Genomic DNA, 26239 nt, shown 5'->3' on the forward strand with positions numbered 1-26239 from the left:
TTCTGATTGCTGCCCTGCCATTGCGGGGTGGCCTTGCATGCCGTGAACAAATGAAAACGAACTCCAACTCCGCGCACCTGCGCCGGGCGACGCTGCCTGTCCTGTGCGCGTTGCTCCTGCACGCCGCGCCCCTGCTTGCCGCTGATGCGGCACCACCGACCACGCTGGATACCGTGCGGGTGGTCGATACCCGCAGCGGCGAACTCTCGTCCACCGCCAACGCCGGATCCGCACTGGGCCTGAGCGTGCTGCAGACACCGGCCAGCCTGACGGTGATTTCGCGCGAACAGCTGGAACAGCGTGGCGACAGCAACCTCAACGATGCAATCAGCCGGGCAGGCGCGATCAGTGCGATGCCGCACCCCGGCAACGGCCTGAGCGCGCTGTCCAGCCGCGGCTTCACCGATGGCGCCTCGGTGATGCGCCTGTACGACGGGCTGCGCCAGTACGGCGGCGTGGGCATCACGTTCCCGTTCGATACCTGGTCGATCGAGCGCATCGAAGTGCTGCGCGGGCCGGCCTCGGTGATCCACGGTGATGGCGCGATCGGCGGCGTGATCAACATCGTGCCGAAGAAGCCCTCGCGCGGTGCCATCGAAAACGAGATCAGCGTGACCGTGGGCAGCGAGGACACCGCGCGCCTGGGCTTCGGCAGCGGTGGCGCGCTGACGCCCGAGCTGGCCTACCGGCTGGATGTGAGTGGCAACTACAGCGGCGGTTGGGTGGACCGTGGCCGCAACAACGATGCGACGTTCTCCGGCGCGCTGCTGTGGCAGCCGCGCACCGACCTGCAGCTGACCCTCACCCATGCGCAGGGCTACCAGCAGCCGATGCGTTACTTCGGCACGCCGCTGGTCGAGGGCCGCCAGCTGGAGGCGCTGCGCCACCGCAACTACAACGTGGATGACAGCGAGATCCGCTACCGTGACCGCTGGACCCAGCTCGATGCGCTGTGGACGCCGACCGCGAACGTGGAATGGCGCACGCGCCTCTACCAGATCGACAGCCAACGCGATTGGCGCAATGCCGAGGCCTATGTTTACAACCGCGCCACCGGCTTGATCGATCGATCGGGCAACACCGAGATCACCCACAACCAGGACCAGACCGGGCTGACCTCGACGCTGCGTGTGCAGGGAACGGCGGGTGGCCTGCAGAACAGCTTCGCGGTGGGCCTGGATGCCAACCGCGCCCACTTCAAGCACACCAACAACACCTATGCTGGCAGTTCGGGCCCGGTCGATCCGTTCGATCCGGTGCCGGGCCAGTTCGTCAGCGATGCGCCGAACCTGCCGCGCTACCGCAACCGTGCCGAACAGTACGCGTTGTTCGTGGAAGACCGCTTGGCGCTGAGCGAGCGCTGGTCGGTGCTGGGAGGGCTGCGCCACGACCGCGCGCGCATCGACCGTACCGATCTGATCAGCGGCCAGAACGCGTTCTCGAAGACCTACAGCAGCACCGGCTGGCGTGCAGGCACGGTGTTCGCGCTGCAGCCGACGCTGAGCCTATATGCGCAGTACTCGCAGGCGGCGGACCCTGTCAGTGGCCTGCTGATGATCAGCCCGGCCAACGGTGCCTTCGATCTGGCCAAGGGCAGGCAGATCGAAGTGGGCCTGAAGCAGGCGTTCGATGGCGGCGAGTGGACGCTGGCGGCGTATCGCATCCGCAAGACCGGGCTGCTCAGCCGCGATCCGCTGGTGCCAGATCGCCGGGTGCAGGTGGGCGCGCAGACCTCACGCGGTATCGAGGCGTCGTTGAACTGGAACTTCGCGCCGCACTGGACGTTGGATGCCAACGCCACGGTGCTGAAGGCCGAGTTCGAGGACTTCCTGGAGACGGCCGGTTCGCCGCCGATGCTGGTGTCGCGCGATGGCAACGTGCCGCCGAACGTGGCCGAACGCCTGGCCAATGTGTGGTTGAGCTGGCGGTTCGCGCCGGACTGGAGCGCGGCGGGTGGCGTTCGCTATGTCGGCAAGCGCTACGCCGACAATGCCAATACGCTGGAATTGCCCGGCTACAGCACCACCGATCTGGCGCTGACCTGGCAGGCAGCACCGCGCACGCGGCTGACCGCTCGCCTGTTCAACGTGTTCGACAAGGCGTACTACGCCACGGCGTACTACACCAGTACACAGTGGCTGCTGGGCGCGGATCGCCGCGTCGAGTTCACCGTCGATCATCGCTTCTGAGGACGCGCACCATGTCGCTGCGATCCACCGCCAAGCGCTGGACCTACCTGGTGCACCGCTGGCTGGGCATCGGCGGATGCCTGCTGATGCTGTTGTGGTTCGTCAGCGGGTTGGTGATGTTGTTCATCGGCTACCCGAAGCTGACGCCCGGTGAACGTCTGGCGGCATTGCCGGTGCTGCCGGAGGCCCACGATCTGCACGGGCTGTCGGTGCTGCCTGCCGCCGTGCAGGCCGAGCCGGAGGCCGTGGCACTGACCACGCTGCGCGGCGAGCCGGCGTATGTGGTGCGCGCGGGAAGCAACGTGGGGGCGTGGTCAGCCGTCACTGGCCAGGCCCTGCTGCCGGTGTCGGCACAGCGCGCCGAAGCATCGGCGGCACAGTTCGCCGGCGGTCCGGCCTTCGTTGGTGCGATGCGGGTGGACGAGGATCGCTGGACGCATTCGCGCGCGCTGGACGCGCACCGGCCGCTGTACCGGGTGGAGGTGGGGGGCGCACAGCCCGGTGACCTGTATGTGTCCTCGCGCACCGGTGAAGTGGTGCTGGACGCACCGCATGTGCAGCAGCGCTGGAACTATGTGGGGGCCTGGCTGCACTGGCTGTATTTCCTGCGCATGCAGTCGGTGGATCCGGTGTGGACGTGGGTGGTGATCGTGCTGTCCGCGCTGTGCACGGTGGCGGCGGTCAGCGGGATCGTGGTGGGGGTATGGCGCTGGCGTTTCCGTGGGCACTATCGCTCGGGTGCGAAGACACCGTATGTCGAGCCGTGGATGCGCTGGCACCATCTGATCGGACTGGTGGCGGCCGCCTTCGTTTTTACCTGGATCTTCAGCGGGCTGATGTCGATGAATCCATTGGGGGTCTTCAGCAGCACGCGCGAGGCGATCGACAGCGGACGCTATCGCGGTGGTGCGGTGGCGGTGGATGGCGCATTGGGTGCACCAGCGGCGCTACTGGCGGTGGCCGACGCTACGCGGTTCAAGCCGGTGGAGATCCAGTGGCGGCGCATCGGTGGTGAACTGTTTGCGGTGCTGCTGGATGGACAAGGCGATACCCGCATCGTGTCCCAGGTTGAAGGGCGGTTGCAGGTTGCGCGCGTGTTGCCCGCAGAGTGGCTGCAGCAGAAGGCAGGGGCGATGTCCGACGTGCCGATGCAGGGTTTCGCAGTCCAGCAAGCGCCGGATGCGTACTTCTATCCGCGTGCACCGGAGGCCATGAATGGTGCGGCGGTGCGCCGCTTCCCGGTGGCAGTGGTGGACTTCGACGATGCCGAGGCGACGCGTGTCTATCTCGATCTGGCCACCGGCGACCCGTTGCTGACGATGGGGCATCGGGAACGGGTGGGGCGCTGGCTGTTCTACTTCCTGCACAGCTGGGACCTACCGGCGATGTTGCGCCAGGAAGGTGCCCGGCTGGCTGTGTTGCTGCTGCTGAGCGCTGCTGGCACGGCGTTGTGCGCGACGGCCACGGTGATCGGCTATCGCCGGTTGCGGATGAAGGTGCGGCGGCGCTGATGCAGCTGGTTAGACCCGTAGCCAACGTGTGGACACAGCCACCAGCAACAAGGCCACGGCCACGCCGATGAACGCAGCGATCAGGCCGAAATGATTGGCGGCGAAGCCGATCAAGGCAGGCCCGGCGAGGATGCCGGCAAAGCCCAGCGTGGATACTGCAGTGATCGCCAGCGCGCCGGGCATGCGGGTCTGGTGGCCGGCCAGTGAGAACAGCGCCGGTGCGATGTTGGCGCAGCCGAGGCCGACCAGCACATAGCCGATCAGCGACGCCTGCCACGGCGTGACCAGGGTCAACACCAGCACGCCCGCGGCGGCGAGCAGGGCGCCAAATACGATCGCGCGCTCACGGCCCACACACGCTACCAGCGCATCGCCGAACAGGCGTGCGACGGTCATGGTCAGGGTGAAGGTCACATAGCCGATACCGGCAATGCTGGCATCGACGCGACGCACATCGCTGAGGAAGACCGCGCTCCAGTCCAGCATCGCGCCTTCGCCGAGGAAAGCGACGAACGCCAGCACGCCGATGAACAGCACGATGCCGTGCGGAATGGCCAGCATCGGTGTGTCGTGCGGCATGCGCTCGCTGTGCCAGTAGGCCGCCGACAACAGCATCACCAGCAGCATGGCGCCCACGCCGATCAGCACCGATGCCAGTGGCGGCAGCTGTGCGGACAGCAGCACGGTCATGGTTGCCGCGCCGAGGAAACCACCGATGCTGAAGAAGGCATGGAAGCCGGACATCATCACGCGTCGTGATTCGCGCTCAACGATGACGGCCTGCACGTTCATCGTGCAGTCCATCGCGCCCACGGCGGCGCCGAACACGAACAGCACCAGCCCCAGCGTCCAGGCCGAACCGGCCAGCGCCAGGCCGGGTACGGTCAGGCAGATCAGCAGGCTGCTGGCCACCATCACCCGCCGGCAGCCCAGGCGTGCGGCCAGTACACCGGACAGCGGCATGGCCAGCAGCGAACCGGCACCGAGGCAGAGCAGCACCAGGCCCAGCGTAGCGTCGTTGATGTCGGTGCGCGCCTTGGCGAACGGCACCAGTGTTGCCCACAACGCCGTGGCGAAACCGGGAATGAAGAATGCAGCGCGGGTCGCGTGCTGTTCGGCACGCGCGCGGTTGGCGAGGGACATGAGCGGTACGGTCAGGGCGGGGTGGGGTGTACCGCGATACCGGCGGCGCGGAAGCGCGCGGCCAGTGCGGGCGGTGCGGTGGTGGTCAGCACCAGGTCGTCGATCTCGTCCAGGCTGGCGATCTGCCAGTTGCCGCGGGCACCGAGTTTTTCTGTGGTGGCAGCGACGATGACGCGGCTGCTGCAGGCCACCATCGCGCGCTTGAGCGTGGCTTCTTCCGCATCCATCGCCCACACGCCGGTGTCGCCATCCACCGCGCAGGGGCCGGGCAGGTACACGTCGGCGCGCAGGCGCTGCACCTGGGCCAGTGCTTCGGCACCGACTGCACCGCCGCCGCTGGCGAGGCGGCCGCCGATCAGCTGCACCGAAGTGCCTTCGAGCATGCTGGCAGCGGTGGCGATCTGCGGCGCGTTGGTGATCACCGTCAGACCGAGGGCGGCCGGCAGCTGCTGGGCGATGGCCAGGTTGGTCGAGCCGGCATCGAGCAGTACGACCTGGCCGGGCTGCAGCAGCGCGCAGACGCGGGTGGCCAGTTCGGCCTTGTCGCCACGGTCGCGGGTCAGTCGCTCGCGTAGCGGGCGTTCCTTTGGCGGCGGCAGCACGGCGCCCCCGTAGACACGCTGGCACAGGCCTTGGGCGGCCAGCTCGCGCAGATCGCGCCGGATCGAATCCTCGGAAACCGCATAGCGGTGCGCCAGTTCAGCGGCCACCACACGGCCCTGTTGGCGCAGTTCGTCGAGGATCAGCTGGGTGCGCTGGGCGGGGAGGGGGCTGGGATCGGAGCTCATGCTGCAAGTCTGCATGTTCGTGCATTAACGTGCAACAACGTGCATTCGGCCGGGTGGACACAGAACGGCTGGACTGCCGGTGAACCTGCCCGCGTCCGGGTCTATGGATCACCTTCGTGGCCCGGCATCATGGCGGGGCACATGGCATGGAATCCCCGATGTCCCCCACCGTTCACCGAAAGCTGCGCATCGGCGTGGACCAGTACACCGGCCAGAAAGTGGTCGACCAGCAGTTCCACGAATGCGACTTTTCCGGCGCTGACCTCACCGCCACCGAGTTCATCAACTGCAGCTTCTATGACGCTGAAAACCGCGCCGGTTGCCGTTTCAACGGCGCCACATTGAAGGAAGCCAGCTTCCGTAGTTGCGACATCAGCATGTGCCACTTCAGTTTCATCAAGGCGCTGGGCCTGGAGATCAGCGAGTGCCGTGCGCAGGGCGCGGACTTCAGCAACGCCAGCTTCATGAACCAGATCACCACGCGCAGCTGGTTCTGCAGCGCCTTCATCAAGAAGTCGAACCTGCGCTACGCGAACTTCTCGCGGGTGACGCTGGAGAAGTGCGAACTGTGGGAGAACCGCTGGGACGGCGCCAACGTGAGCGGTGCCAGTTTCGCAGGATCGGATCTGTCCGGGGGCCAGTTCGAGGGTATCGACTGGAACAGCGCCAACTTCACCGACTGCAACCTGACCAACTCGGAGCTGGGCGAGCTGGACCTGCGCAGCACCAATCTGCGCGGCGCCACGCTGGATGTGCAGCAGGTGGCGCTGTTGATGCAGCGCATCGGCATTACCGTGGTGCCGTAGACATCATCCGGCGTACGCCACCCAGCCCTTGAAGCTGAAGCCGGCATAGAACAGCTCCACGTCGTTGAAGCCGGCCTCCTGCAGCAGCGCGACTTCCTGCTCGGGCGCCAGCAGCGGCAGCCGCTCCGCAATTGCTTCGATCGCGCGCTGCGCCTCGGCGTGGGCAACCCCCGAGGCTTCGGCGAACGCCGCGTAGCGCTGCAACCAGCGCAGCTTGCCGACCGGATCCTGCGGCACGCTGTGGTGGGCGACAACCAGAGGGGCACCCTGGCGCAGTCGCTTGTGTAGTTCACGCAACGTATGCAGGCGTTGCGTGGCGTCGAGGAAGTGCAGGGTCAGCAGGCAGCTGGCACCATCGAAGCGCACATCCGGGGCATCGTCGATGTAGCCTTCCAGCAGCTCAACGCGTGCGTTCAATGTGCCCAGTGTCTGCTCGGCCAGGGCCAGCATCGGCGCGGCCGGGTCCACGCCCAGCAACTGCCAGCCCGGTTGCGCCTCGGCGAAGGCCTTCAGTTCCAGCCCGCCACCGGCACCCAGCACCAGCACGCGGCCCTGCGCAGGGACACGTTCGGCCAGCAGCAGGCGGCTCATCTGCTGCAACGCGAAGAAGCCGGGCACCTGGCGCAGCGGCGCTTCGGCATAGCGGGCCACCGCCTGCGGATCGGAGAACGTGGACATGCGCGGATTCCTGCGGCGGGGACATACCACTGTAGCGCGCCGTGCAAGCGCCTTGGAGGCAGGATACTGCCGCCTGCGCTGGCCGGTTCGCAACCAGCTCAGCGCAGTTCCCGCGCCAGTACCTGCCAGATCCTCGGGTCCTGGCACTGCGAAACGTTGAAACGTACATAGTCGGCCGCGCGCTGCGACTGACTGAACGCGTTGCCCGGTGCCAGCACGATGCCCTCGCGCAGGCATTGCCGGGCCAGTGCGGCGGCATCGCGGCCATCGGGCAGCTGGCACCACAGGAAGAGCCCGGCTTCCGGCTGCAGCCACGGCGTGATGCCCAGCGCCTGCAGCTTCCGCAGCGTGTGCCGGCGCGCATCGGCCAGCCGCGAACGCACCGACTGCATGTGGCGGCGGTAGCCGCTGTCGGTCAGCGCGATGTGCATCAACTGCATCGCCAGGTGACCGCCACCGAAGCTGGTGGCCAGCTTCAGGTCGGTCAGCGCCTCGATCCATTCGTGGCGGGCAGCGATGTAGCCGCAGCGCGATGCAGCCGACAGTGTTTTGGAGAAGCTGCCGACGTGGATCACCCGCGACAGTCCATCGAGCGCGGCCAGTCGCGGTGCAGGCTGCAGTTCAAAGTCGGCGAAGATGTCATCCTCAACGATGATCAGTTCGCTGCGTTCGGCCAGGCCCAGCAGGCGATGGGCAGTGCTGGCCGACAATATGGCGCCGGTCGGGTTGTGCAGGCCGGAATTGGTGATGTACAGCCGCGGCGAATGCGCCTGCAGTGCCTGCGCGAACGCTTCCAGGTCCGGGCCGCTGTGCGTGTACGGCACACCGATGGCCTGCACCTGGTGTGCCTTCAGCAACGCGTGGTAGTTGAAGTAGCTGGGGTCATCGACCAGCACGCAGTCGCCGGGCTTGAGCAGGAAACGGCAGATCAGCTCGACCGAATGCGTGCCCGATTCGGTCAGCAGGATCTGTTCCATCGGCGCATCGATGCCCACTGCGGCCGAACGCCGTTGCAGCAACTGGCGCAGCGCAGGCAGGCCGAGCGGCCCGGCGTAGTCGACCAGTTGTGATGCATCGGCGCGCGCCAGCCGGCGCAGGCCACGACGCATGCCGTCGTGGTACAGCCAATCGCTGGGCATCCAGCCACAGCCCGGTTTGAGGTGACCGGCCGGTGTTTCCAGCGATTGCCGTGATACCCACAGCGGATCCACCGCGCGGTCCAGCCGCGGCTCCATCTCGGCCAGCGCCAGCGGTGCCGCCGGGCCACTGACGTAGAAGCCCGAACCTGCGCGAGCGCTGATCAGGCCTTCGGCGGCCAGGCGCTCGTAGGCCTCGACCACGGTGGAGACCGAAACCCCCATCGCCGCCGCCTGCGCACGTACCGAGGGCAGGCGGGAGCCGGGGCCATCCACTCGCGCACCGATGCGGGTGCGGACGGTCTGGATGACCGATTCGATGCGGGTGAGCGAACGTGGCATGGCGGAACCGTAGTGGAAGTGTGGGCAGTACAGTTACTTGCGACTGTACTGGATTGTAGCTGGGGTCGTTCCGCGCTGGATGCTTCCATACAGGTCCAGCCGGGCATCGTCCGGCACCTTCAGGAGTACAGGCGTGGAACGGTCGGCGAGTGGTTGGATCAATGGCTTCATCGGCGTGGTGATTTTCGCGGGCTCGTTGCCGGCTACCCGCCTGGCAGTGCTGCAGCTGGACGCCGGATTCGTCACCGCTGCGCGTGCCACCATTGCCGCCGTGCTGGGCGTCAGCCTGTTGTTGCTGCTGCGCCAGCCGCGTCCGCAGCGCACCGATCTGGCGGGCCTGGCCGTGGTCAGTCTCGGCGTGGTGGTCGGCTTTCCACTGCTGACCGCGCTGGCCCTTCGCCACGCTTCATCGGCACACACCATCGTGTTCCTCGGCCTGCTGCCGCTGAGTACTGCTGTGTTCGGTGTACTGCGCGGTGGCGATCGGCCGCGCCCGGCGTTCTGGTTGTTCTCGCTGCTGGGCAGTGCCTGCGTGGTCGGCTATGCGGTACGCAACGGCATCGAGGCCTCGCTTCAGGCTGACCTGCTGATGCTGGCGGCGATCGTGGTGTGTGGGCTGGGCTATGCCGAAGGTGGTCGACTTGCCCGCCATCTCGGCGGTTGGCAGGTGATCAGCTGGGCGCTGCTGTTGGCGCTGCCAGTGATGTTGCCGTTGGCGGTGCTGATGCGGCCGGCGTCATTCGCGGCGGTCGGGGCATCCGCGTGGTGGGCGCTGGGCTATGTCGCTGTGTTCAGCATGCTGATCGGTTTCCTGTTCTGGTATCGCGGGCTGGCCCAGGGCGGGATTGCCGCAGTTGGCCAGCTGCAGCTGTTGCAACCGTTCTTCGGCCTGGCCCTGGCTGCGCTGCTGCTGCACGAGTCGGTCAGCCTCAGCATGGTGCTGGTGACCGTGGTCGCGGTGATCTGCGTGGCAGGCGCGCGCCGCTTCAGCCGCTGAGCGAAAAAGGGGACGGAGGGGATTAAGTCGTAATTAGCCCTACTGTGCCTGAAACGACTTAATCCCCTCCGTCCCCTTTTCCGGGTGGCCGCGGAACAGATGCGCAACGGCATAGTCGATGAACACCCGCAGGCGTGCACTGGGATGGCGCCCACCGGGCCATAGCAACGAGAACTGCCCCTGGTGCGTGGGCAGTGCAGGCAGTACCCGTTGCAGGCGGCCATCGGCCAGCGCGTCGGCTGCGAGGAAGTCAGGCATCCAGGCCAGGCCCATGCAACCGATCGCAGCGGCCAGCACGGCTTCCATGTTGTTGCAGGTCATCGCGGTGGGAAGGCGCGCTCCAGCATCACCTTCGATGCCCGGCAGCTGCCACGGGTGCAGCTTTCCGGTGGTGGGGTAACGGAAGCGCAGCGCGGTATGCAGGCGCAGCTCGCTCACATCACCGGGCGTGCCATGGGCCTGCAGATAGCCCGGCGCCGCACTGAGGATGAAACGGAAGCCGCCCAGCCGCCGTGCGGTCAGGCTGGAATCGGCCAGTTCACCGCTGCGTATCACCGCGTCGAGGCCTTCGCTGACCACATCGACGATGCGGTCGTTGAAGTCCAGTTCCAGCTGCACCTGAGGGTAGCGCTGCTGGAACCCCGGCAGTACCGGCAACAGGAAGCGGTAGCCGATGGTGGGCAGGCCGATGCGCAGCAGTCCACTCGGGGCGTGCTGGCGCTGCGCCAGATCCGCCTGCGCTTCGGAAAGCTCGTCCAGTGCACGCCGGCAGCGCTGCAGCAGCAGTTCGCCTTCGTCGGTGAGGTGCACGCGGCGGGTGGTGCGCTGGAACAGGCGCGTGCCGAGTTCCTGTTCAAGGCGGGCGATGCGCTTGCCCACGGCCGACGCGGAGAGGCCGAGGACGCGAGCGGCGCCGACGATGCTGCCTGCTTCGGCGGTACGGACGAAGGCCAGCAGGGTAGAGATGGAATCCATGCGGGGCATGATTACGGAACGATGGGCCGTAATCAACGTCCATCGAGCCTGTTTTTCAGGAATAGCGGCCTGTCCATCATCAATGCCCCTGATGGATGGAGGCCCGCATGGCCCCGGTTTCGATGCTTCCCGTACCTTCCCACACGCAGCAGCGCTGGGCGCTGCTTGCCGTCTGCCTGGCCGCGCTGGCGCTGCCGTTGTCCTTCTCGGCCGGTGCCGTCGCGGTGCCGGCGCTGGCCCGTTCCGCGGCGTCGTCGCCCACCGCGCTGGCCTGGGTGACCAATGCGTTCATGCTCACCTTCGGCAGCCTGTTGCTCGCTGCCGGTGGCCTGGCCGACCGCTATGGTCGGCGGCGGCTGTTCCTGCTGGGTACGGCGGGCTTCAGCATCGCCACTGCCGTCGTCTGCCTTGCGCCCACGCTGCTGTGGCTGGATCTGGCGCGCGGGCTGCAGGGCGTTGCCGCTGCAGCGGCGCTAGCGTCCGGCACCGCTGCGCTGGCGCATGCCTGGCAGGGCCCGGTGCGTGCCCGTGTGTTCGCCCTGCTGGGCACCACATTCGGTGCGGGGCTGGCGCTGGGGCCGCTCCTCGCCGGTCTGCTGTTGCAGGCATTGGGATGGCGCAGTGTGTTCGCCGTAGGCGGTGTACTGACGCTGGCGGCCTTCGCAGTGGGCGCGCGCGTGTTGCCCGAAAGCCATGGCGAACGCGGGCGGCTGGATGTCGGCGGCATGCTGGGCTTCAGCCTGATGCTGGCGGCGTTGACCCTGGCCCTGCTGTGGCTGGGTGAATTCGGCCTGCATGCCATGCGCGTGCAACTGGCGCTGTTGGCGACGCTGCTGCTGGGTGGGGTGTTCGTCTGCATCGAACGGCTGCACCGCTCACCGTTGCTGGACCTCTCACTGTTCTCGCAACCTGCGTTCCTGGGTGTCCAGCTGCTGCCGGTCGCAACCTGCTTCGGCTACGTAGTGCTGCTGGTGGTACTGCCTCTGCAGCTGCTGGGTGTGCACGGACAGAGCGCGACCCTGGTGGGGCTGCAGATGCTGGCCCTGTCCGCGCCGATGCTGGTGCTGCCGATGCTGGCCGCGCGCTGGGCGGAGCGCGTTGGAAGTGCGCGGCTGTGTACGCTGGGCCTGCTGGTCTGTGCCTCTGGGTTGTACCTGTTGTCGCGCCACGCATCGCATCCGTCGCCCTCGCAGTGGGTCCCGTTGCTGATGCTGATCGGCGCTGGAACGGCCTTGCCGTGGGGCTTGATGGATGGGCTGTCGGTCAGTGTGGTGCCGGTGCAGCGTGCGGGCATGGCCGCCGGCATTTTCGGAACCGTGCGGGTGGCCGGTGAAGGCATCGCATTGGCCGCAGTTACTGCCTTGCTTGCGCTGCTGATCGGCCACCAGCTGCAGGGAGCATCACCCGCATCGTTGGCGCGCGCCGGTGCCTATCTGGCGACGGGTGCGCATGCACAGGCACAGGCACTGCTTCCTGCGATGAGCGGCGCACAGCTGCAGCAGGCCAGTGCCGAGGCGCTGGCGATACTGCTGCGTGTCCTGGCGCTGCTGACCGCCGCATGCGCTGTGCTGTTGCACCTGCTGCTGCGGCGGCCAGCGTTGGCTGTGATCAGAACCGATAGCTGATGGTGCCGGTCACCACGCGCGGGTAGCCGGCGAAGCAGTCGCCAAAAGTGCGGCACGGCGCGTAGTAGCGCTTGCCGGTGAGGTTGGTGATGTTCAATGCCATCGTCCAGTCGGTCACCTGCACTTCCAGCAATGCATCGGCCAGCGTATAGCTGGGCGTGATGATGCGCCCGCCATTGCCCAGCGACACCGTATTGCCGACATGGCGCACGCCCAGGCCCAGGCGCAGGCGTGCGGCATCATCCAGCTGGAAGCCCTTCGACACCCATGCCGAGGCCAGGTCCTGCGGGGTGTCGTTGAGGCGCTGGCCCACTTCCAATGCGAAGTTGCTGCGGCTGACCTCAGCCTCGTTGCGCGCAACGGCAGCGGTGACCGTCAGGTCGTTGGCGAACTGGAACTGGCCTTCCAGCTCCACGCCCTTGGAGCGGATCTGCCCGGTCTGCACCACGTTCAGCACATTGTCCGGATCGTTGGTCTGGCGATTGGTTTCGGTGATGCGGTACGCCGCCAGCGTCAGCAGCAGGTTGCGCGCGGGTTGCCACTTGATGCCGGCCTCGGACTGGCGCCCGCGCATCGGCTTGAAGGCGTTGCCGAACAGATCCTGCCCGGACACCGGCAGGAATGACTCGCTGTAGCTCAGGTAGGGCGAAACGCCCGCGCCAAGTTCGCCGATCAGCCCGGCGCGGTAGGTGGTGGCGTTGTCGGTCTGGCTGGGTTGGCCTTCGGTCTTCGAGCGTGCATGGTCGCGGCGCGCGCCCAGCACCAGCGAGACGCGGTCGGCCCAGCGGATCTGGTCCTGCACATAGACACCCAGCTGGGTGGAGGTCTGGTCCGGCTGACGATCCCAGCCACGCACGATCGGTGCGACCGATACCGGAGTGTAGACGTCGATCGGCGTGCCGGTGGCGTCCAGCCGCTGCAGCTGCTCTTTGTACTGGCTGTAGTCCACGCCGGCCAGCAGCAGATGCTGGAAGGCACCGGTGGCGAAGTCGAACTGCAGCGCATTGTCGGCGCTGAAGATCTGCACGTCGGGGCGGGTGCCGTAGGCAGTGCGGTTGACCACGCGCCGCTCGGCGTCGATGAAGGGATCAGCCGGATTGCTGTAACTGTCGACGTACATCTGCTGCAGGGTGGTCCTGCCATCGATGTAACGCACTGCCGAGCGCAGGCTGAGCGTGTCGTTGAAGCTGTGGTCGAACAGCGCGGTCAGGCTGTACACACGCGAGTCGATGCGGTCGAAGCCGGGATCGCCGATGAAGGTGGACGGGTCGAGGCGGCGTCCGGGCGGGGCCAGCAGGGTCGCAGCCAGCGGCAGGAACTGCTGGCTGGAGCCGGTCTTGTCATGCTGATAGCTGGCCAGCAGGGTCAAGGTGCTGCGTTCGCCGCGCCAGCTGATCGACGGTGCCAGATAGACGCGGTCATCCTTCAATACATCGGTCTGCATGTTCGATTCACGCACCAGCCCGACGAAGCGGCCGGCAAGTGTGCCGGCATCGTTCAATGCGCCGCCGATGTCACCCTGCAGCTGCCTGCGGTCGAAACTGCCGAGCTGCACGCCGACCTCGCCGTTGAGGGCACCGAAGGCCGGGCGCTTGCTCATCGCATTGATGATGCCGCCGGTGGCGCCGGCACCGTACAGCACCGAGGACGGGCCGCGCAGCACTTCCACCCGTTCCAGGCCATAGGTTTCCGGGCGGGCGAGGGGACTGAAACCGTAGCTGCGGCGCAGGCCATCCTGGTACTGCACCGGGTCCAGCCCGCGCACCGAGGTGGCATCGTTGCGGGTATCCAGGCCCCAGGCATCGGCGGTGACGCCGGCGCTGTAGCGCAGCACTTCCTGCAGGTTGTGCGCGCCGCGATCGGTGAACAGCTGCTGGGTGACCACGCTGATCGCCTGCGGTGTCTCGGTCAGGGCGGTGTCGGTCTTGGTCGCGGTGCTGGCCCGCTCGGCCACCACCGTTACCCTGTCCAGGGTGCGCGCCGCCGGGGTGTCCTGGGCCTGGGCGATGGCCGAGGCCAGCAGGGTGGGCAGGGCGAGCGTGTACAGCAGCGGACGCAACGGCAGAGCGGGCATCGGGAGTGATCCGGGAAGGGCGGTGACGGCGGATTATCCGGATGCTCGCCCGCAAATACAAATGATTCCCAAGTGCGATTGAGGTGCCTGAGCCCAGCGTCAGGGCAGGCCGTCCGTCGCGCCGCGGATGCTCATCCAGGCGCCGCCACCGGGGGCGCTGCCGGCGCGGACACGGAAGCCGTGCAGGCCGGCAATGGCGGCCACGATCGACAGGCCCAGGCCGAATCCAGGCCCCTGGCCGGCGCTGCTGCTGCCACGGAAGAAGCGCTGGTAGATCAGCGTGCGGTCCTGTGGCGGAATGCCCGGCCCGTTGTCGATCACATCGATCCTCGGGGCGCCGTGATCATCGACCGCACGCAGCAGGATGCGGCCGTGTGCAGGGGTGAACTGCAGGGCATTGGACAGCAGGTTGGCCAGCGCTTCGAACAGCAGCTCGCGGTCTCCACGCAGCGGGCCCACCTTCGGGTCCACCTGCAGTTCCAGCAGCTGTTGCTTCTCTTCGGCCAGCGGCAGGTAGAACTGGTGAAGTTCCTGCAGCAGATCGGCGATGTCCACCGCGTCGAAGGCCGAACGTCGCTGGTGGCTCTCCAGCTCGGATACCCGCAGCAGCGCGGCGAAGCGCGCCATCAGCATGTCGGTCTCGGCCAGCGCCTTGTCCAGTGGATCGGCATGCGGGTTCTGTTCGTCCAGGCCCACGCGCATGCGGTACAGATGCGCGCGCAGGCGGGTCAGCGGGGTGCGCAGATCGTGGGCGATGCTGTCGCAGACTCCTTTGACTTCGGTCATCAGCTGTTCGATGCGTTCCAGCATGGCATTGACGATGCTCGACAGCCGATCGATCTCGTCGCGACGGCTGGAGACCGGCAGGCGCTGGCCGAGGTCGCCGGCAACAATTCGGTTGGTGGCCGCTTCGATCTGCTGGATACGTTTCAACGGGCGCCGACGCAGCAGATGCCAGCCCACCAGGCCGGGAATGACGGTCAGCGACACGCCCCACAGCAGTGCATCAAGGATGATGCTGTTGACCGCCATGAGCTTGCCATTCTGGCGTACGAATACCAGCGTGCGGCCATCGCGGGTCACCACGCCGAGCGCACTGCCGCCGTTGTCGTGGCGGCCATCGGCCAGCGTCCAACCGTCCACCGCATGCGAGTTGCCATCCAGCGGCAGTCCCTCGGGGATCGCTGTCAGCGGGCCCGCCATCGGCATGCCGGCCTTGTCGAACAACCCATAGGTATAGACCTGGTGCAGATCGAAGCGCTGGCTGTCGCGCAATGCTTCATCCAGTGCCGGCCCGTCGAAGCTCATGAACAGGTGGGCGCGCTGCTGCAGGCCCGATTCGGTCAGGTCACTGAGGTAGTCCGAGATGCGCCAGTACATCACGCCCAGCAGCAGGCTCGACCACGCCACGAACAGAATGCAGTACAGGCCCAGCAGCCTGCTGCTGGAGGAACGCCAGTGGTCAGGATTGCGCGTCGAAGACATAGCCGGTTCCACGGACGGTCATGATCGGCTGCGGCCGGCCGGGTTGTTCGATGCGTTTGCGCACGCGACCGATATGCACGTCGATCAGGTTGGTACCCGGATCGAAGTGGTAGCCCCAGACTTCCTGGAACAGCATGCTGCGGGTGACCACCTGGCCGGCGTTGCGGACCAGGAATTCGAGCAACTTGAACTCGGTCGGCAGCAGCGCGATTTCATCCCCGCCGCGTCGCGCCGAACGGGTCATCAGGTCCAGTTCCAGGTCGCCGGCACGCAGCACGTTGTCGATGGCGCCAGTCGGGCCCTGACGCCGGATCAGCACTTCCACGCGTGCAGCCATCTCGTCCGAAGCGAAGGGCTTGGTCAGGTAGTCGTCGCCGCCGGCGCGCAGGCCACGCACGCGTTCATCCACGTCCGACAGTGCGCTGATCATCAGCACCGGCGTGGTGATGCCTTCACGGCGCAGCGTGGTGACCAGGGCCAGCCCGTCGATGCCGGGCAGCATGCGGTCCAGGGTGATCACCGCGTAGTCGCCTGCACGTGCCAGCGCCAGGCCGTTGCTGCCGTCGCTGGCCAGGTCCACGTCGAAGCCGTGGCTGCGCAGTTCGGTGGCGATCTCCTCGGCGGTGACAAGATCGTCCTCGATGGTGAGTACGCGCGGCATGGGCCAGTGTGCAGAGTGGGACAGGGGCATCCTCGCAATCGTGGGCAGCGACTGCAAATGAAAAATGTTTCATGCGCGATTTAGCAGGATCGTGCCGCCACGTCTTCTATATTCGGCGCCGAACGCTCCCCCACGCGTGGAACCCTGCAGCCGATGATCCTTCCGAACCCCTCCCGTCCGTACCGTGCCTGGCGGCTGCCGCGAACCGCGGGCCTGCCGCTGCTGGCGCTTGCCCTGGCGGGCCTGCTCAGCGCCTGCGGCAAGGACGCGCCCAAGCCCGGCGCCGCGGCACCGGAGGTGACCGTGCTGACCCTGCGCAGCCAGCCGCTGGCACTGCAGCAGGAACTACCCGGGCGCAGCGTCGCCTCGCAGGAATCGGACGTGCGCCCGCAGGTCGATGGCGTGCTGGTGAGGCGGTTGTTCGAGCAGGGCCAGTGGGTGAAGGCCGGGCAGCCACTGTTCCAGATCGAGCCCGCGCTGTACCAGGCGGCGCTGAACGAGGCGCAGGCCAACCTGAAGACCGCCGAGGCCGCTGCGGTGACCGCGCGCCTGCGGGCGCAGCGCATGCAGGCGCTGGGCAAGGACCAGCTGGCCGCGCGCCAGGACGTGGACGATGCGATCGCCAGCGACCAGCAGGCTGCCGCCGCGGCGCAGGCCGCACAGGCGGCACGTGACACCGCCAGCACACGGCTGGGGTTTGCCACGGTGACCTCGCCGATTGCCGGGCGCATCGGCCGCGCGCTGTTCACGCCGGGGGCGCTGGTCACCTCGGGCCAGGCCGATCCACTGGCACGGGTGCAGCAGATGGACCCGATGAACGTGGACATCACCCAGTCCAGCAATGAGTACCTGGCACTGCGCCGCGCCATCGCCGACGGTGGCGTGCAGGCCGACACAGCACCGGTGCGGCTGCGCCTGTCCGATGGCACCGACTACCCGCTGCCCGGCACGCTGGAATTCGCCGACGTGGACGTGCAGCAGGAAACCGGCAGCATCACCCTGCGGGCGCGTTTCCCCAATCCGGATGGGCAGCTGCTGCCGGGCATGTATGTGCGCGCATTGGTGGGGCAGGGGACCCGCCAGCAGGCGCTGCTGGTGCCACAGGCCGCGGTCGATCGCAGCCCCGAGGGCGAGGCGCAGGCGTGGCTGGTGGACAAGGACGGCAAGGCGCGGCTGCGCCTGTTCCGCACCGCGCGTGCGGTGGGCGATCAGTGGCTGGTGCTCGATGGCCTGGCCGCCGGTGAGCAGGTGGTGGTAGCCGGCGCGCAGGGCCTGGCCGATGGCATGACGGTACGGGTGAAGCCTGCACCGGCACCGGCCGGGAAGGACTGAGCAGATGCTGCCGCGCTTCTTCATCCATCGCCCGGTATTCGCCTGGGTCCTGGCGATCTGCATCATGGCCTTCGGCACCATCGCGGTGACCCAGCTGCCGGTGGAGCAGTACCCGGACATCGCACCACCGCAGGTCAACATCACCGCGAACTACACCGGTGCCTCGGCGCAGACGGTGGAAGACAGCGTCACCCAGGTAATCGAACAGCAGATCAAGGGCATCGATCACCTGTTGTATTTCTCATCGACCAGTTCGTCATCGGGGCAGGCGCGCATCACGGTCACCTTCGACCAGAGCGCCAACCCGGATATTGCCCAGGTGCAGGTGCAGAACAGTGTCAACCAGGCCATCAACCGGCTGCCGCAGGAAGTGCAGCAGCAGGGCGTGACGGTGGCCAAGTCGCAGGGCGACTCGCTGATGGTGGTCTCGCTGTACGACACCAGCCGGCGCATGGAGCGCGTGGACGTCTCCGATTTCCTGGTCAGCAACGTGCAGGATCCGATCAGCCGCATTCCCGGTGTCGGCGAGATCAACGTGTTCGGCTCGGCTTACGCAATGCGCGTGTGGCTGGACCCGCACAAGCTGCGCGCCTATGACCTGATGCCGTCGGACGTGCGCGCTGCGATCCAGGCGCAGAACACGCAGGTGACGGCGGGTGAGCTGGGCGCGATGCCGTCCAGCCCGACGCAGAGCCTCAACGCTACGGTGACCGCGCAGTCGCGCCTGCAGACCCCCGAGCAGTTCCGCGCGATCATCCTGCGCACGCTGCCCAATGGTGCTGCGGTGTTGCTGGGTGACGTCGCACGGGTCGAGATCGGCGCGGAGAACTACCAGACCAGCAGCTATCTCAACGGTTATCCGGCGGCCGGCTTCTCGGTCACCCTGGCCTCGGGTGCCAACGCATTGGCTACTGCCGATGCAGTGCGCGCGGAGATCGAACGGCTGCGGCCGACTTTCCCGCCGGGGTTGCAGGTGGCCTATCCGCGTGACAGCACGCCGTTCGTGCGGGTCTCGATCGAGGGGGTCATCCACACCCTGATCGAAGCCATCGTGCTGGTGGTGGTGGTGATGTTCCTGTTCCTGCAGAACCTGCGCGCCACGCTGATCCCGGCGATTACCGTGCCGGTGGTGCTGCTGGGTACCTTCGGCGTGCTGGCCGTTGCCGGATTCACCATCAACACGTTGACGTTGTTCGCGATGGTGCTGGCGATCGGCCTGCTGGTCGACGATGCGATCGTGGTGGTGGAGAACGTGGAGCGCATCATCCACGAAGAACATCTGCCACCGCGCGAAGCGACCGAAAAGTCGATGGGCGAGATCACCGGCGCATTGATCGGCATCACCGTGGTACTGGGTGCGGTGTTCCTGCCGATGGCGCTGTTCGGCGGTTCCACCGGCATCATCTACCGGCAGTTCTCGATCACCATCGCATCTGCCATGGCATTGTCGGCGCTGGTGGCGCTGACGCTGACCCCGGCGCTGTGCGCGACCCTGCTCAAGCCGTCTTCGGCGCAGAAACCGCAGGGCCGCTTCTTCCGGGCGTTCAACCGCGGCGTCGAGCGCAGCCAGCTGGCCTACCAGGGCAGACTCGGCGGCGTCGTCTCCCGGCCGCGGCGCTGGATGGCGTTCTACCTGCTGCTGGTGATCGCCATGGTAGCGCTGTACGCGCGCATGCCCACCGGCTTCCTGCCGGTGGAGGACCAAGGCCAGGTGACCTTCCAGTTCTCCACGCCGGAGGGCACGCCGATGGCGCGTACCGAGGCGCTGGGCGAACAGATCAGCCGCTACTTCATGGAGCACGAGAAGCAGAACCTGGATGTGGTGTTCGTGGTGGTCGGCCGTAACAATGCCGGCACCGGCCAGAACGCGGGGCAGGGCTTTCTCGCACTGAAACCCTGGGATGAGCGCACGGGCGACAACACCGCTGCAGCGATCATCAAACGCGCCAATGCCTACTTCCGCAGCTTGCCGGATGCCAAGGTCAATGTACTGGCACCGCCGGCAGTGCGTGGACTGGGCCAGTCCAGCGGCTTCGAACTGTGGCTGCAGGACACCAGCGCGGCCGGGCGCGTGGCCCTGCAGGCGGCGCAGGAACAGGTGGTGCGCGCGGCCGGCGAAGACGACGGGCTCACCTCGGTGCGCTTGAACGGTCTGGGCGACAAGGCCGAGCTGCGGCTGGACATCGACCACGCCCAGGCCAGCGCGCTCGGCCTGGCCCAGGCCGACATCAATTCGACGTTGTCCGCGGCCTGGGGCGGCAGCTACATCAACGACTTCCTCGACCGTGGCCGGGTCAAGCGTGTCTATATGCAGGGCGACCAGCCCTACCGCAGCGTGCCCGACGACATCGGCCAGTGGTATGTGCGCGGCGGCACTGGGCAGATGGCCTCGTTCGCCAGTTTCGCCAGCAGCCACTGGGCGCGTGGGCCGCAGCTGCAGCAGCGCTTCAACGGCCTGCCGGCGATGCAGATCCAGGGCAGCGCCGCTGAAGGCCGCAGTTCGGGCGAGGCGATGCAGCGCATGCAGGCGCTGGTTGCCGATCAACCCGGGTTCGACCTGCAGTGGAGTGGCCTGTCCTACCAGGAACAATTGGCCAGCAACCAGACGTTGTGGCTGTACACCGCCTCCATCGCCTTCATCTTCTTGTGCCTGGCGGCGCTCTATGAGAGCTGGACGGTGCCGGTGGCGGTGGTGCTGGTGATCCCCCTGGGCGTGATCGGTACCGTGCTGGCGACCACGGCGGCCGGGTTCGTCAACGACATCTACTTCCAGGTCGGCTTGCTGACCACCATCGGCCTGTCGGCCAAGAACGCGATCCTGATCGTTGAGTTTGCCGAAGCCCGCTATCGCGCCGGCAGTTCGGCGGTGGAGGCGGCGCTGCAGGGCGCACGCCTGCGCCTGCGTCCGATCGTGATGACGTCGTTGGCATTTGTGGCCGGTGTGATTCCGTTGGCGTTGGCCACCGGTGCGGGTGCGGTCAGCCGTCGTGAAATCGGCATGAGCGTGATCGGCGGCATGCTCTCCGGCACGGTGCTGGCGGTGTTGCTGGTGCCGTTGTTCTTCGTGCTGGTACGCCGCCTGGGAGGTTCACGGCCGCAGCACTGAGAGTGGACCGCCGCTGTCATCTGACTGCCGCAGGGCCCTCACCGGTTCTTTGCCCAGGCATCGCTAGCGTACAGGTCCCCGTCCCCCACGGAGACCCGCCATGTGGCTGCTCGACCATCTCTGGCCTGGCCGTAGGCCTGTTCCTCCTCCGGTCGCCACCGAACCGCAGGCGACGCCCCGCCGGCCCTGGCTGAAGCGCCCGGTGCGGGCCGGCCGCAGCGGCATGGCCCCCTGGCAGAAGGTTGCCGCACCGCCACGACGCACTCGCCACTAACCGGTGCGGTCGGCGGGATGGTTGACCCCATCGTTGACTGGGATCACACCCAGCGCGAACGGGTCGATGCCTTCCAGGCAGGCCACGTTGTAGCCGTACTGTTCCGGGTTGGAGCGGCGCCGGTGATGGGTGTAGATGCCGCACACGCCACAGAAATAGTGCTCGGCCACATGGGTGTTGAACTGGTACAGCTGCAGGTGGTTCTGCCCGCGCACCACCTGCAGGCCCGCGCGGCTGACGCTGGCGGCAATGGCCCCCCGGCGCCGGCACATCGAGCAGTCGCAGCGGCGGGGTTCGACAATACCGTCCGGCAGGTCCAGCAGCAGTTCGACCGTGCCGCAGTGGCAGGTGGCTCGGTGCCGGGGTTGGACCGGAACGCCGGCCACGGAAGTGATGCCCATCGTTGCTCCTGTGAAGTGAACCTGGCCGCAGAGGCCGCCGCCGACGGTGCGCCGCCCAGCCTGAACGGTCCGTAGATGCCACGGTGAACCCGCTTGTGGCTAACTATGCGGCTTCGAGACCGCGACAGGGTGCCAGTGAACGCCGCAGGACGTTGGATGACAGGAAGTGCCATGGCGCTGGCGGCGCTGTGGGTGAGCGGGCTGCTGGCCTACCAGCTGCCGGGACCGGGTTGGCTGGCCACCGGCGTCGCCGTGCTGTGGCTGCTGGTGGCGCTGTGGGCGTCGTGGCGGGTCGCGCGCGGGCGTGCCTCGCGCCGCCTGGGCACGGCCTTCGGTGTGGCGCTGGCGTTGGCCGGCCTGTGGTGGCTGCTGCTGACCCCGCGCCAGGACCGCGTATGGGCCGACGACGTGGCCCAGCGCCTGCATGTGGTGTCCTTCGACGGGCGCCATGTGGTGCTGGACAACGTGCGCGACTTCAGCTGGCGCAGCGAAACCGACTACGACGCGCACTGGGTGCGCCGCGAATACGACCTGGACCAGCTGCGCTCGGCCGACCTGGTGCTGTCGTACTGGATGGGCCCGGCGATCGCCCACACGCTGATCTCGTTCGGTTTCGAGGATGGTCGCCACGTGGTGTTCTCGCTGGAGATCCGCAAGGAGCGCGGTGAGTCGTTCTCCGCGCTGGGCGGCTTCTTCCGCAAGTTCGAGATGACCCTGGTGGCTTCGGAGGAGACCGACATCATCCGCACGCGTACCAACGCGCGGGGCGAGGATGTCTACCTGTACCGCCTGCACGGCATGGACCGCGCACAGCTGAAGGAACTGTTCGCCGCGTACATCGCGCAGGCGCGCGAGCTGGATGCGAAGCCGGGCTTCTACAACACGCTGACCAGCAACTGCACGACCATCGTCTTCGACCTGGCCCGCCACATCGCACCGCGCCTGCCGCTGGATTACCGCCTGCTGCTGTCCGGCTATCTCGCCGAGTACGCGCAGGAGGTCGGTGCGCTCACGCCGGGCGTGCCATACGCCGAGCTGCACGACAAGGGCCGCATCACCCAGCGCGCATTGGACCTGGGTGATGGCGCGCATTTCTCCACCGTGATCCGCCAGGGCGTGCCCGGCACCGAGCAGGACCCGCAGTAATGACCCAACTCTTTCTGACCCGCTGGCAGCGCCTGCTGCCGGTGTTGTTCGTCGCCTTCCTGCTGCTGGGCAGCAGCGGCTGCGCGATGGTCACCGTCAAGCAGGTCAAATCCAGTGATTCGCTGGTCAACAAGCGCGCGGATGTGCTCAACACCGGCAAGCTCAGCCCGGCCGCGCGTGAAACGCTCAGCGCAGCGGGCCTGGACGAATCGCAGTGCGAGAAGGACTTCCTGGTCTGCCGAAGCACGTTGCTGATGACCGACGACCTCAATGTCGAACAACGCCTGTCGGCGCTGTCCGAGCTGTGGGTGAAGGCGGCATTGGCGATGACGCCGAAGAAGACCGCTGCCGGTGATCCACCGATGAGCGATGCGGCGCTGGATGCGTGGCTGGAGGCCGCGCGCTATGCCTATGCCTACCTGTTCTACAGCGGCCGCTCGCCGTCCGACCGAGCCTTCGAGGACCGCCAGACGCAGGTGCGTGACTACTACAACTACGCGGCCGAAAAGGCGGCGGTGGTGTTGTTCGTGCGCGCGCGTGCCGCTGCACTGGCCGGTGAGGACTACACGAAGCCGATCACGGTTGGCAGCTGGTCGCTGGCGTCCAATTACCAGCAGCTGGGCCTGAAGAGCATTCCCGCGCAGCTGGTTCCGGCCGGCACCGTCAGCTTTGTCGGCCTGCGCAGCACCTATCGCCGCGATGGCTTCGGTGCCGAGCTGGTGATGGTGATGGATCCGCCGAAGCTGGTTGCGCCGGTGATCGCACCGGATGGCCCGAAGGCCGAAACGGCACCGGATGATGAAGACGACGAGCGTCGTGGCCGCCGCCATCGTCATGACGATTCGGTGCCCGAGTTCAGTGAGATGTCCTCGATCAACGTCACTGCGCTGCTGCGGTTCGAAGGCAGCAGCCTGGAAGACGTGATGCGCACGCGCCGGGTCGAGCTGGATGCCTATTCGCCGGAAGCGACCGAGCGCATCACCCTGCACGGTGAGCAGGTACCGCTGGCCGGCAACTTCACTGCCGCCTACGGCCTGTGGCTGGCGCAGAGTGGCTTCGCGCGGCAGTCGCTGCGCACCCTGTTCGGCATGAGCGAGGGCATCGGCGAGCCGCACATCTACCTGATGCAGCCGTGGGATCCGAACCGCCGGATCATCTTCATGCTGCACGGCCTGGCCAGCAGCCCGGAAGCGTGGGTGAACCTGGCCAACGAAATCATGGGTGATCCCGAGCTGCGCCAGCAGTTCCAGGTGTGGCAGGTCTACTACCCGACCAATGCGCCGATCGCGTTGAACCGTTACGAGATCGCCAACGCGTTCAACGACACGCTGAAGCATTTCGATCCCGACGGCAGTACGCGTGCATCGAAGGACATGGTCTACATCGGCCACAGCATGGGTGGCGTACTGGCGCGCCTGCTGGTCAGCGATTCGGGTGATGTACTGTGGAACGACCTGCTGGCCAACTACGACCTGAAGGGTGAACGGTTGAAGCGGGTGCAGAACAAGCTGGGGCCGCTGCTGCATTTCAAGGCACAGCCGAACGTGGAGCGTGCGATCTTCATCGCCGCACCGCACCAGGGCACCGACATCGCCGGCAACAAGGTCGGTCGCCTGATCGGCCGCCTGGTGCGGCTGCCGCTGACCATCCTCGGCAAGTTCGAGGATGTGTTCCTGGCACTGGCGCAGGCCGAGCAGCAGGTCGACGGTACCGCCAAGCCGAAGATTCCCAACAGCATCGACAACCTCAAGGCCAGCGACCCGTTCGTGAAGGCCGCCGCGCAGCTGCCGATCGAGACCGGCCTGAAGTACCACTCGATCATTGCCCAGCGCAAGCCGGAGCTGCCGGTGGAGAAGTCCGATGATGGGCTGGTGCCGTACTGGAGCGCACACCTGCCGGGCGCGCTGTCGGAGAAGGTGATCATCTCCGGCCACAGCGTGCAGGAAACCCCGCAGGCGGTGCTGGAGGTGCGGCGTATCCTGCATCGCGACGTCGATGATGTGGGGACCGGCGCGAAACCCTGACCGCTGCGCTCGCCGGGCATGGCCCGGCGCTACCGCGGTGCGCCTTTCCGGGGGGCGCTGCGTTGACGTGATCCGCCTCTTCGGTAGCGCCGGGCCATGCCCGGCGGAATCCGTCCTGCGGCGCTACACCCGCCGCGCGATCACCGTGGCCAGCATGGCCAGACCGAAGGTAATCGCCAGGCACAGGAAGTAGCCGGTGTGTGGCGCGCTGTCCACGAACAGCGCGAACAGTGCACCGGAAACCGCCAGTGCGGTGGTCACCGACAGCGCCTCGCTCAGCTGCAGCGCCGAGGTGTTGGCGCCCTGCTCATGCGGCGCCGACAGCGACAGGGTCAGCACCGACAGGCTGGCGTAGATCATGCCCATGCCGAAGCCGGTCACCGCCCAGCCGACCAGTGCGACCGGCAGCGGAACCGCATTGAACAGCACCGCCAGCGTGGCGGCGATACCGATCGTCATCAGCGGCGTGCCCACGCGGAGCAGCTGCTGGCGCGACCATCCGCGCTGTTGATGGCCTTGCAGCCAGGAGCCCGCGAACCAGCCCAGCGCACCGAGGCTGAGTACGGCGCCGGCCCAGCTGGGTGAGAGTCCGCGCTCGCGCTGCAACAGCAGGGGCAGGTAGGCCTCGCAAGCAAAGAATGCTGCTGCAGCGATGCCGCGCAGGGCGATCACGCTGGGTAGGCCGCGGCGCAGCAGCAACGTGCCGGCTGGCAACAGGCGGTGCACGCAGAACAGCAGCGCCAGCAGCGCCACACCAATGCAGAGCAGGGCCGGCACGCCGCGTTGCTGGCCACCGAAGTACAGCAGCAGGGCCGCCAGCGAGGCACCGCTGGCCCAGCGCACCACGTTGCCGCGTCCATCGTCGCTGCTGGCAGCATCAGTGAATTGCATGCGTGCCAGTGCCGGGCGCAGCAGCAGCGCGGCCGGGACCGCCAGCAGCGGCACCGCCAGGAACACCCAACGCCAACCGAGGTGCTGCACGATCAGGCCGCTCAGTGCCGGGCCGATCATCGACGGCACCACCCAGCCTGCGGAGAACGCGGCAAATACCTTTGGCCGCAGGTGCTCGGGGTAGCTGCGCCCGACCATCACGTACAGCGAGACTGAGATCGCACCCGCACCCAGGCCCTGCAGCAGGCGGCCTGCCACCAGCATGCCCATACGCATGGCGAAGCCGGCCAGCAGCAGGCCCAGCACGAAGCAGGCCAGCCCATACCACAGCGGACGCGCCGGCCCCTGGCGGTCGGCCCAGCGCCCGGCCAGGGTCATTCCGATCACGCTGGTGGCCAGCGTGCCGCCGAACGCCAGTGCATACAGGCGCAGGCCATCCAGCGCCTCGGCCACGGTCGGCATCGCCGCTGCCACCGCCAAGGCCTCGAAGGCGTGCAGGGCGACCAGCGCGACCATGCCGATGGTGGTGGCGCGGTAGCGTGCGGACAGGATCGAAGTGTCGGCCGACATGCTGGCGTCGACGGAAGAGGCAGTGGGGGTCATACGGGTCAGGTGCGGGCCGCGCTTGTCAACTGGCGGCGAAGATAGCAGCATG

Annotated in this window: 19 protein-coding genes; 9 read left to right on the forward strand and 10 right to left on the reverse strand. The window is 67.1% G+C overall.

What is annotated here, in order from left to right:
• Positions 1–50 precede the first annotated feature (50 nt).
• Positions 51–2189, forward strand: coding sequence for a TonB-dependent receptor (locus tag SMAL_RS04700; RefSeq protein ID WP_012510249.1), 2139 nt, complete (start codon positions 51–53; stop codon positions 2187–2189).
• 11 nt (positions 2190–2200) lie between these two features.
• Complete coding sequence (locus SMAL_RS04705) at positions 2201–3700, forward strand: PepSY domain-containing protein (protein WP_012510250.1); 1500 nt, start codon at positions 2201–2203, stop codon at positions 3698–3700.
• Positions 3701–3709: 9 nt separating this feature from the next.
• On the opposite strand, the gene SMAL_RS04710 is transcribed toward SMAL_RS04705, so the two are convergent.
• Positions 3710–4843 (reverse strand): MFS transporter, encoded by a 1134-nt coding sequence (locus SMAL_RS04710; RefSeq protein WP_012510251.1) that lies wholly within the window; start codon positions 4841–4843, stop codon positions 3710–3712.
• An 11-nt stretch (positions 4844–4854) separates the two neighbouring features.
• Positions 4855–5631 carry a DeoR/GlpR family DNA-binding transcription regulator gene (locus SMAL_RS04715; protein ID WP_012510252.1) on the reverse strand — a complete coding sequence of 259 codons (777 nt, stop codon included), beginning with the start codon at positions 5629–5631 and terminating at the stop codon, positions 4855–4857.
• Between the two features lie 158 nt (positions 5632–5789).
• Between SMAL_RS04715 and smqnr the strand changes: the two genes are divergently transcribed.
• A complete protein-coding gene (gene smqnr, locus SMAL_RS04720; RefSeq protein WP_012510253.1) occupies positions 5790–6437 on the forward strand; it encodes a SmQnr family pentapeptide repeat protein in 648 nt (215 codons plus the stop codon).
• A gap of 3 nt (positions 6438–6440) precedes the next feature.
• On the opposite strand, the gene SMAL_RS04725 is transcribed toward smqnr, so the two are convergent.
• Together SMAL_RS04725 and SMAL_RS04730 are read right to left on the reverse strand one after the other, a co-directional pair.
• Entirely contained in the window at positions 6441–7115 is a 675-nt protein-coding gene (locus SMAL_RS04725; RefSeq protein ID WP_012510254.1) for a class I SAM-dependent methyltransferase, read from the reverse strand.
• Between the two features lie 98 nt (positions 7116–7213).
• Entirely contained in the window at positions 7214–8593 is a 1380-nt protein-coding gene (locus tag SMAL_RS04730) for an aminotransferase-like domain-containing protein (RefSeq protein ID WP_012510255.1), read from the reverse strand.
• A gap of 133 nt (positions 8594–8726) precedes the next feature.
• Here SMAL_RS04730 and SMAL_RS04735 point away from each other — a divergent pair, with 133 nt between their 5' ends.
• Positions 8727–9590, forward strand: coding sequence for a DMT family transporter (locus tag SMAL_RS04735; RefSeq protein ID WP_012510256.1), 864 nt, complete (start codon positions 8727–8729; stop codon positions 9588–9590).
• Between the two features lie 39 nt (positions 9591–9629).
• Here SMAL_RS04735 and SMAL_RS04740 read toward each other — a convergent pair whose 3' ends face one another.
• Positions 9630–10565, reverse strand: a complete 936-nt coding sequence (locus SMAL_RS04740) for a LysR family transcriptional regulator (protein WP_041864480.1) — start codon at positions 10563–10565, stop codon at positions 9630–9632.
• A 107-nt stretch (positions 10566–10672) separates the two neighbouring features.
• On the opposite strand from SMAL_RS04740, the gene SMAL_RS04745 reads away from it, so the two are divergent.
• Positions 10673–12190, forward strand: coding sequence for an MFS transporter (locus SMAL_RS04745; RefSeq protein WP_012510258.1), 1518 nt, complete (start codon positions 10673–10675; stop codon positions 12188–12190).
• Here the strand turns inward: SMAL_RS04745 and SMAL_RS04750 are convergent.
• From SMAL_RS04750 to SMAL_RS04760, 3 genes are all read right to left on the reverse strand, one after another.
• Positions 12174–14264 (reverse strand): TonB-dependent siderophore receptor, encoded by a 2091-nt coding sequence (locus tag SMAL_RS04750; protein WP_012510259.1) that lies wholly within the window; start codon positions 14262–14264, stop codon positions 12174–12176. The genes SMAL_RS04745 and SMAL_RS04750 overlap by 17 nt on opposite strands.
• A 99-nt stretch (positions 14265–14363) precedes the next feature.
• A complete protein-coding gene (locus SMAL_RS04755; RefSeq protein ID WP_012510260.1) occupies positions 14364–15749 on the reverse strand; it encodes a sensor histidine kinase in 1386 nt (461 codons plus the stop codon).
• Entirely contained in the window at positions 15727–16410 is a 684-nt protein-coding gene (locus tag SMAL_RS04760; RefSeq protein WP_012510261.1) for a response regulator transcription factor, read from the reverse strand. Before SMAL_RS04760 ends, SMAL_RS04755 begins: the two co-directional genes overlap by 23 nt.
• A gap of 153 nt (positions 16411–16563) precedes the next feature.
• On the opposite strand from SMAL_RS04760, the gene SMAL_RS04765 reads away from it, so the two are divergent.
• Positions 16564–17742 carry an efflux RND transporter periplasmic adaptor subunit gene (locus SMAL_RS04765; RefSeq protein ID WP_012510262.1) on the forward strand — a complete coding sequence of 393 codons (1179 nt, stop codon included), beginning with the start codon at positions 16564–16566 and terminating at the stop codon, positions 17740–17742.
• A 4-nt stretch (positions 17743–17746) separates the two neighbouring features.
• Entirely contained in the window at positions 17747–20848 is a 3102-nt protein-coding gene (locus SMAL_RS04770) for an efflux RND transporter permease subunit (RefSeq protein ID WP_004147062.1), read from the forward strand.
• 270 nt (positions 20849–21118) lie between these two features.
• Here SMAL_RS04770 and SMAL_RS04775 read toward each other — a convergent pair whose 3' ends face one another.
• Positions 21119–21523, reverse strand: a complete 405-nt coding sequence (locus SMAL_RS04775) for a GFA family protein (protein WP_012510263.1) — start codon at positions 21521–21523, stop codon at positions 21119–21121.
• 171 nt (positions 21524–21694) lie between these two features.
• On the opposite strand from SMAL_RS04775, the gene SMAL_RS04780 reads away from it, so the two are divergent.
• Positions 21695–22669: an Lnb N-terminal periplasmic domain-containing protein gene (locus tag SMAL_RS04780; protein WP_012510264.1), complete on the forward strand. Its 975-nt coding sequence runs from the start codon at positions 21695–21697 to the stop codon at positions 22667–22669.
• A complete protein-coding gene (locus SMAL_RS04785; RefSeq protein WP_012510265.1) occupies positions 22669–24693 on the forward strand; it encodes an esterase/lipase family protein in 2025 nt (674 codons plus the stop codon). Before SMAL_RS04780 ends, SMAL_RS04785 begins: the two co-directional genes overlap by 1 nt.
• A gap of 123 nt (positions 24694–24816) precedes the next feature.
• Here SMAL_RS04785 and SMAL_RS04790 read toward each other — a convergent pair whose 3' ends face one another.
• Complete coding sequence (locus SMAL_RS04790; RefSeq protein WP_041864481.1) at positions 24817–26238, reverse strand: MFS transporter; 1422 nt, start codon at positions 26236–26238, stop codon at positions 24817–24819.
• Between the last annotated feature and the right edge of the window lies 1 nt (position 26239).

Source organism: Stenotrophomonas maltophilia R551-3 (genome assembly GCF_000020665.1).
In the GTDB taxonomy this organism is placed as follows: domain Bacteria; phylum Pseudomonadota; class Gammaproteobacteria; order Xanthomonadales; family Xanthomonadaceae; genus Stenotrophomonas; species Stenotrophomonas maltophilia_L.

Bases quoted from the DNA above. Each gene is read 5' to 3' on its own strand.
- SMAL_RS04710 (WP_012510251.1), bottom strand. From the start codon at position 4,843: ATGTCCCTCGCCAACCGCGCGCGTGCCGAACAGCACGCGACCCGCGCT.
- SMAL_RS04760 (WP_012510261.1), bottom strand. From the start codon at position 16,410: ATGCCGCGCGTACTCACCATCGAGGACGATCTTGTCACCGCCGAGGAG.
- SMAL_RS04790 (WP_041864481.1), bottom strand. From the start codon at position 26,238: ATGCTGCTATCTTCGCCGCCAGTTGACAAGCGCGGCCCGCACCTGACC.
- SMAL_RS04755 (WP_012510260.1), bottom strand. From the start codon at position 15,749: ATGTCTTCGACGCGCAATCCTGACCACTGGCGTTCCTCCAGCAGCAGG.
- SMAL_RS04750 (WP_012510259.1), bottom strand. From the start codon at position 14,264: ATGCCCGCTCTGCCGTTGCGTCCGCTGCTGTACACGCTCGCCCTGCCC.
- SMAL_RS04705 (WP_012510250.1), top strand. From the start codon at position 2,201: ATGTCGCTGCGATCCACCGCCAAGCGCTGGACCTACCTGGTGCACCGC.
- SMAL_RS04785 (WP_012510265.1), top strand. From the start codon at position 22,669: ATGACCCAACTCTTTCTGACCCGCTGGCAGCGCCTGCTGCCGGTGTTG.
- SMAL_RS04780 (WP_012510264.1), top strand. From the start codon at position 21,695: ATGGCGCTGGCGGCGCTGTGGGTGAGCGGGCTGCTGGCCTACCAGCTG.
- SMAL_RS04775 (WP_012510263.1), bottom strand. From the start codon at position 21,523: ATGGGCATCACTTCCGTGGCCGGCGTTCCGGTCCAACCCCGGCACCGA.
- SMAL_RS04770 (WP_004147062.1), top strand. From the start codon at position 17,747: ATGCTGCCGCGCTTCTTCATCCATCGCCCGGTATTCGCCTGGGTCCTG.
- SMAL_RS04725 (WP_012510254.1), bottom strand. From the start codon at position 7,115: ATGTCCACGTTCTCCGATCCGCAGGCGGTGGCCCGCTATGCCGAAGCG.
- SMAL_RS04765 (WP_012510262.1), top strand. From the start codon at position 16,564: ATGATCCTTCCGAACCCCTCCCGTCCGTACCGTGCCTGGCGGCTGCCG.
- SMAL_RS04700 (WP_012510249.1), top strand. From the start codon at position 51: ATGAAAACGAACTCCAACTCCGCGCACCTGCGCCGGGCGACGCTGCCT.
- smqnr (WP_012510253.1), top strand. From the start codon at position 5,790: ATGTCCCCCACCGTTCACCGAAAGCTGCGCATCGGCGTGGACCAGTAC.
- SMAL_RS04745 (WP_012510258.1), top strand. From the start codon at position 10,673: ATGGCCCCGGTTTCGATGCTTCCCGTACCTTCCCACACGCAGCAGCGC.
- SMAL_RS04740 (WP_041864480.1), bottom strand. From the start codon at position 10,565: ATGGATTCCATCTCTACCCTGCTGGCCTTCGTCCGTACCGCCGAAGCA.
- SMAL_RS04730 (WP_012510255.1), bottom strand. From the start codon at position 8,593: ATGCCACGTTCGCTCACCCGCATCGAATCGGTCATCCAGACCGTCCGC.
- SMAL_RS04715 (WP_012510252.1), bottom strand. From the start codon at position 5,631: ATGAGCTCCGATCCCAGCCCCCTCCCCGCCCAGCGCACCCAGCTGATC.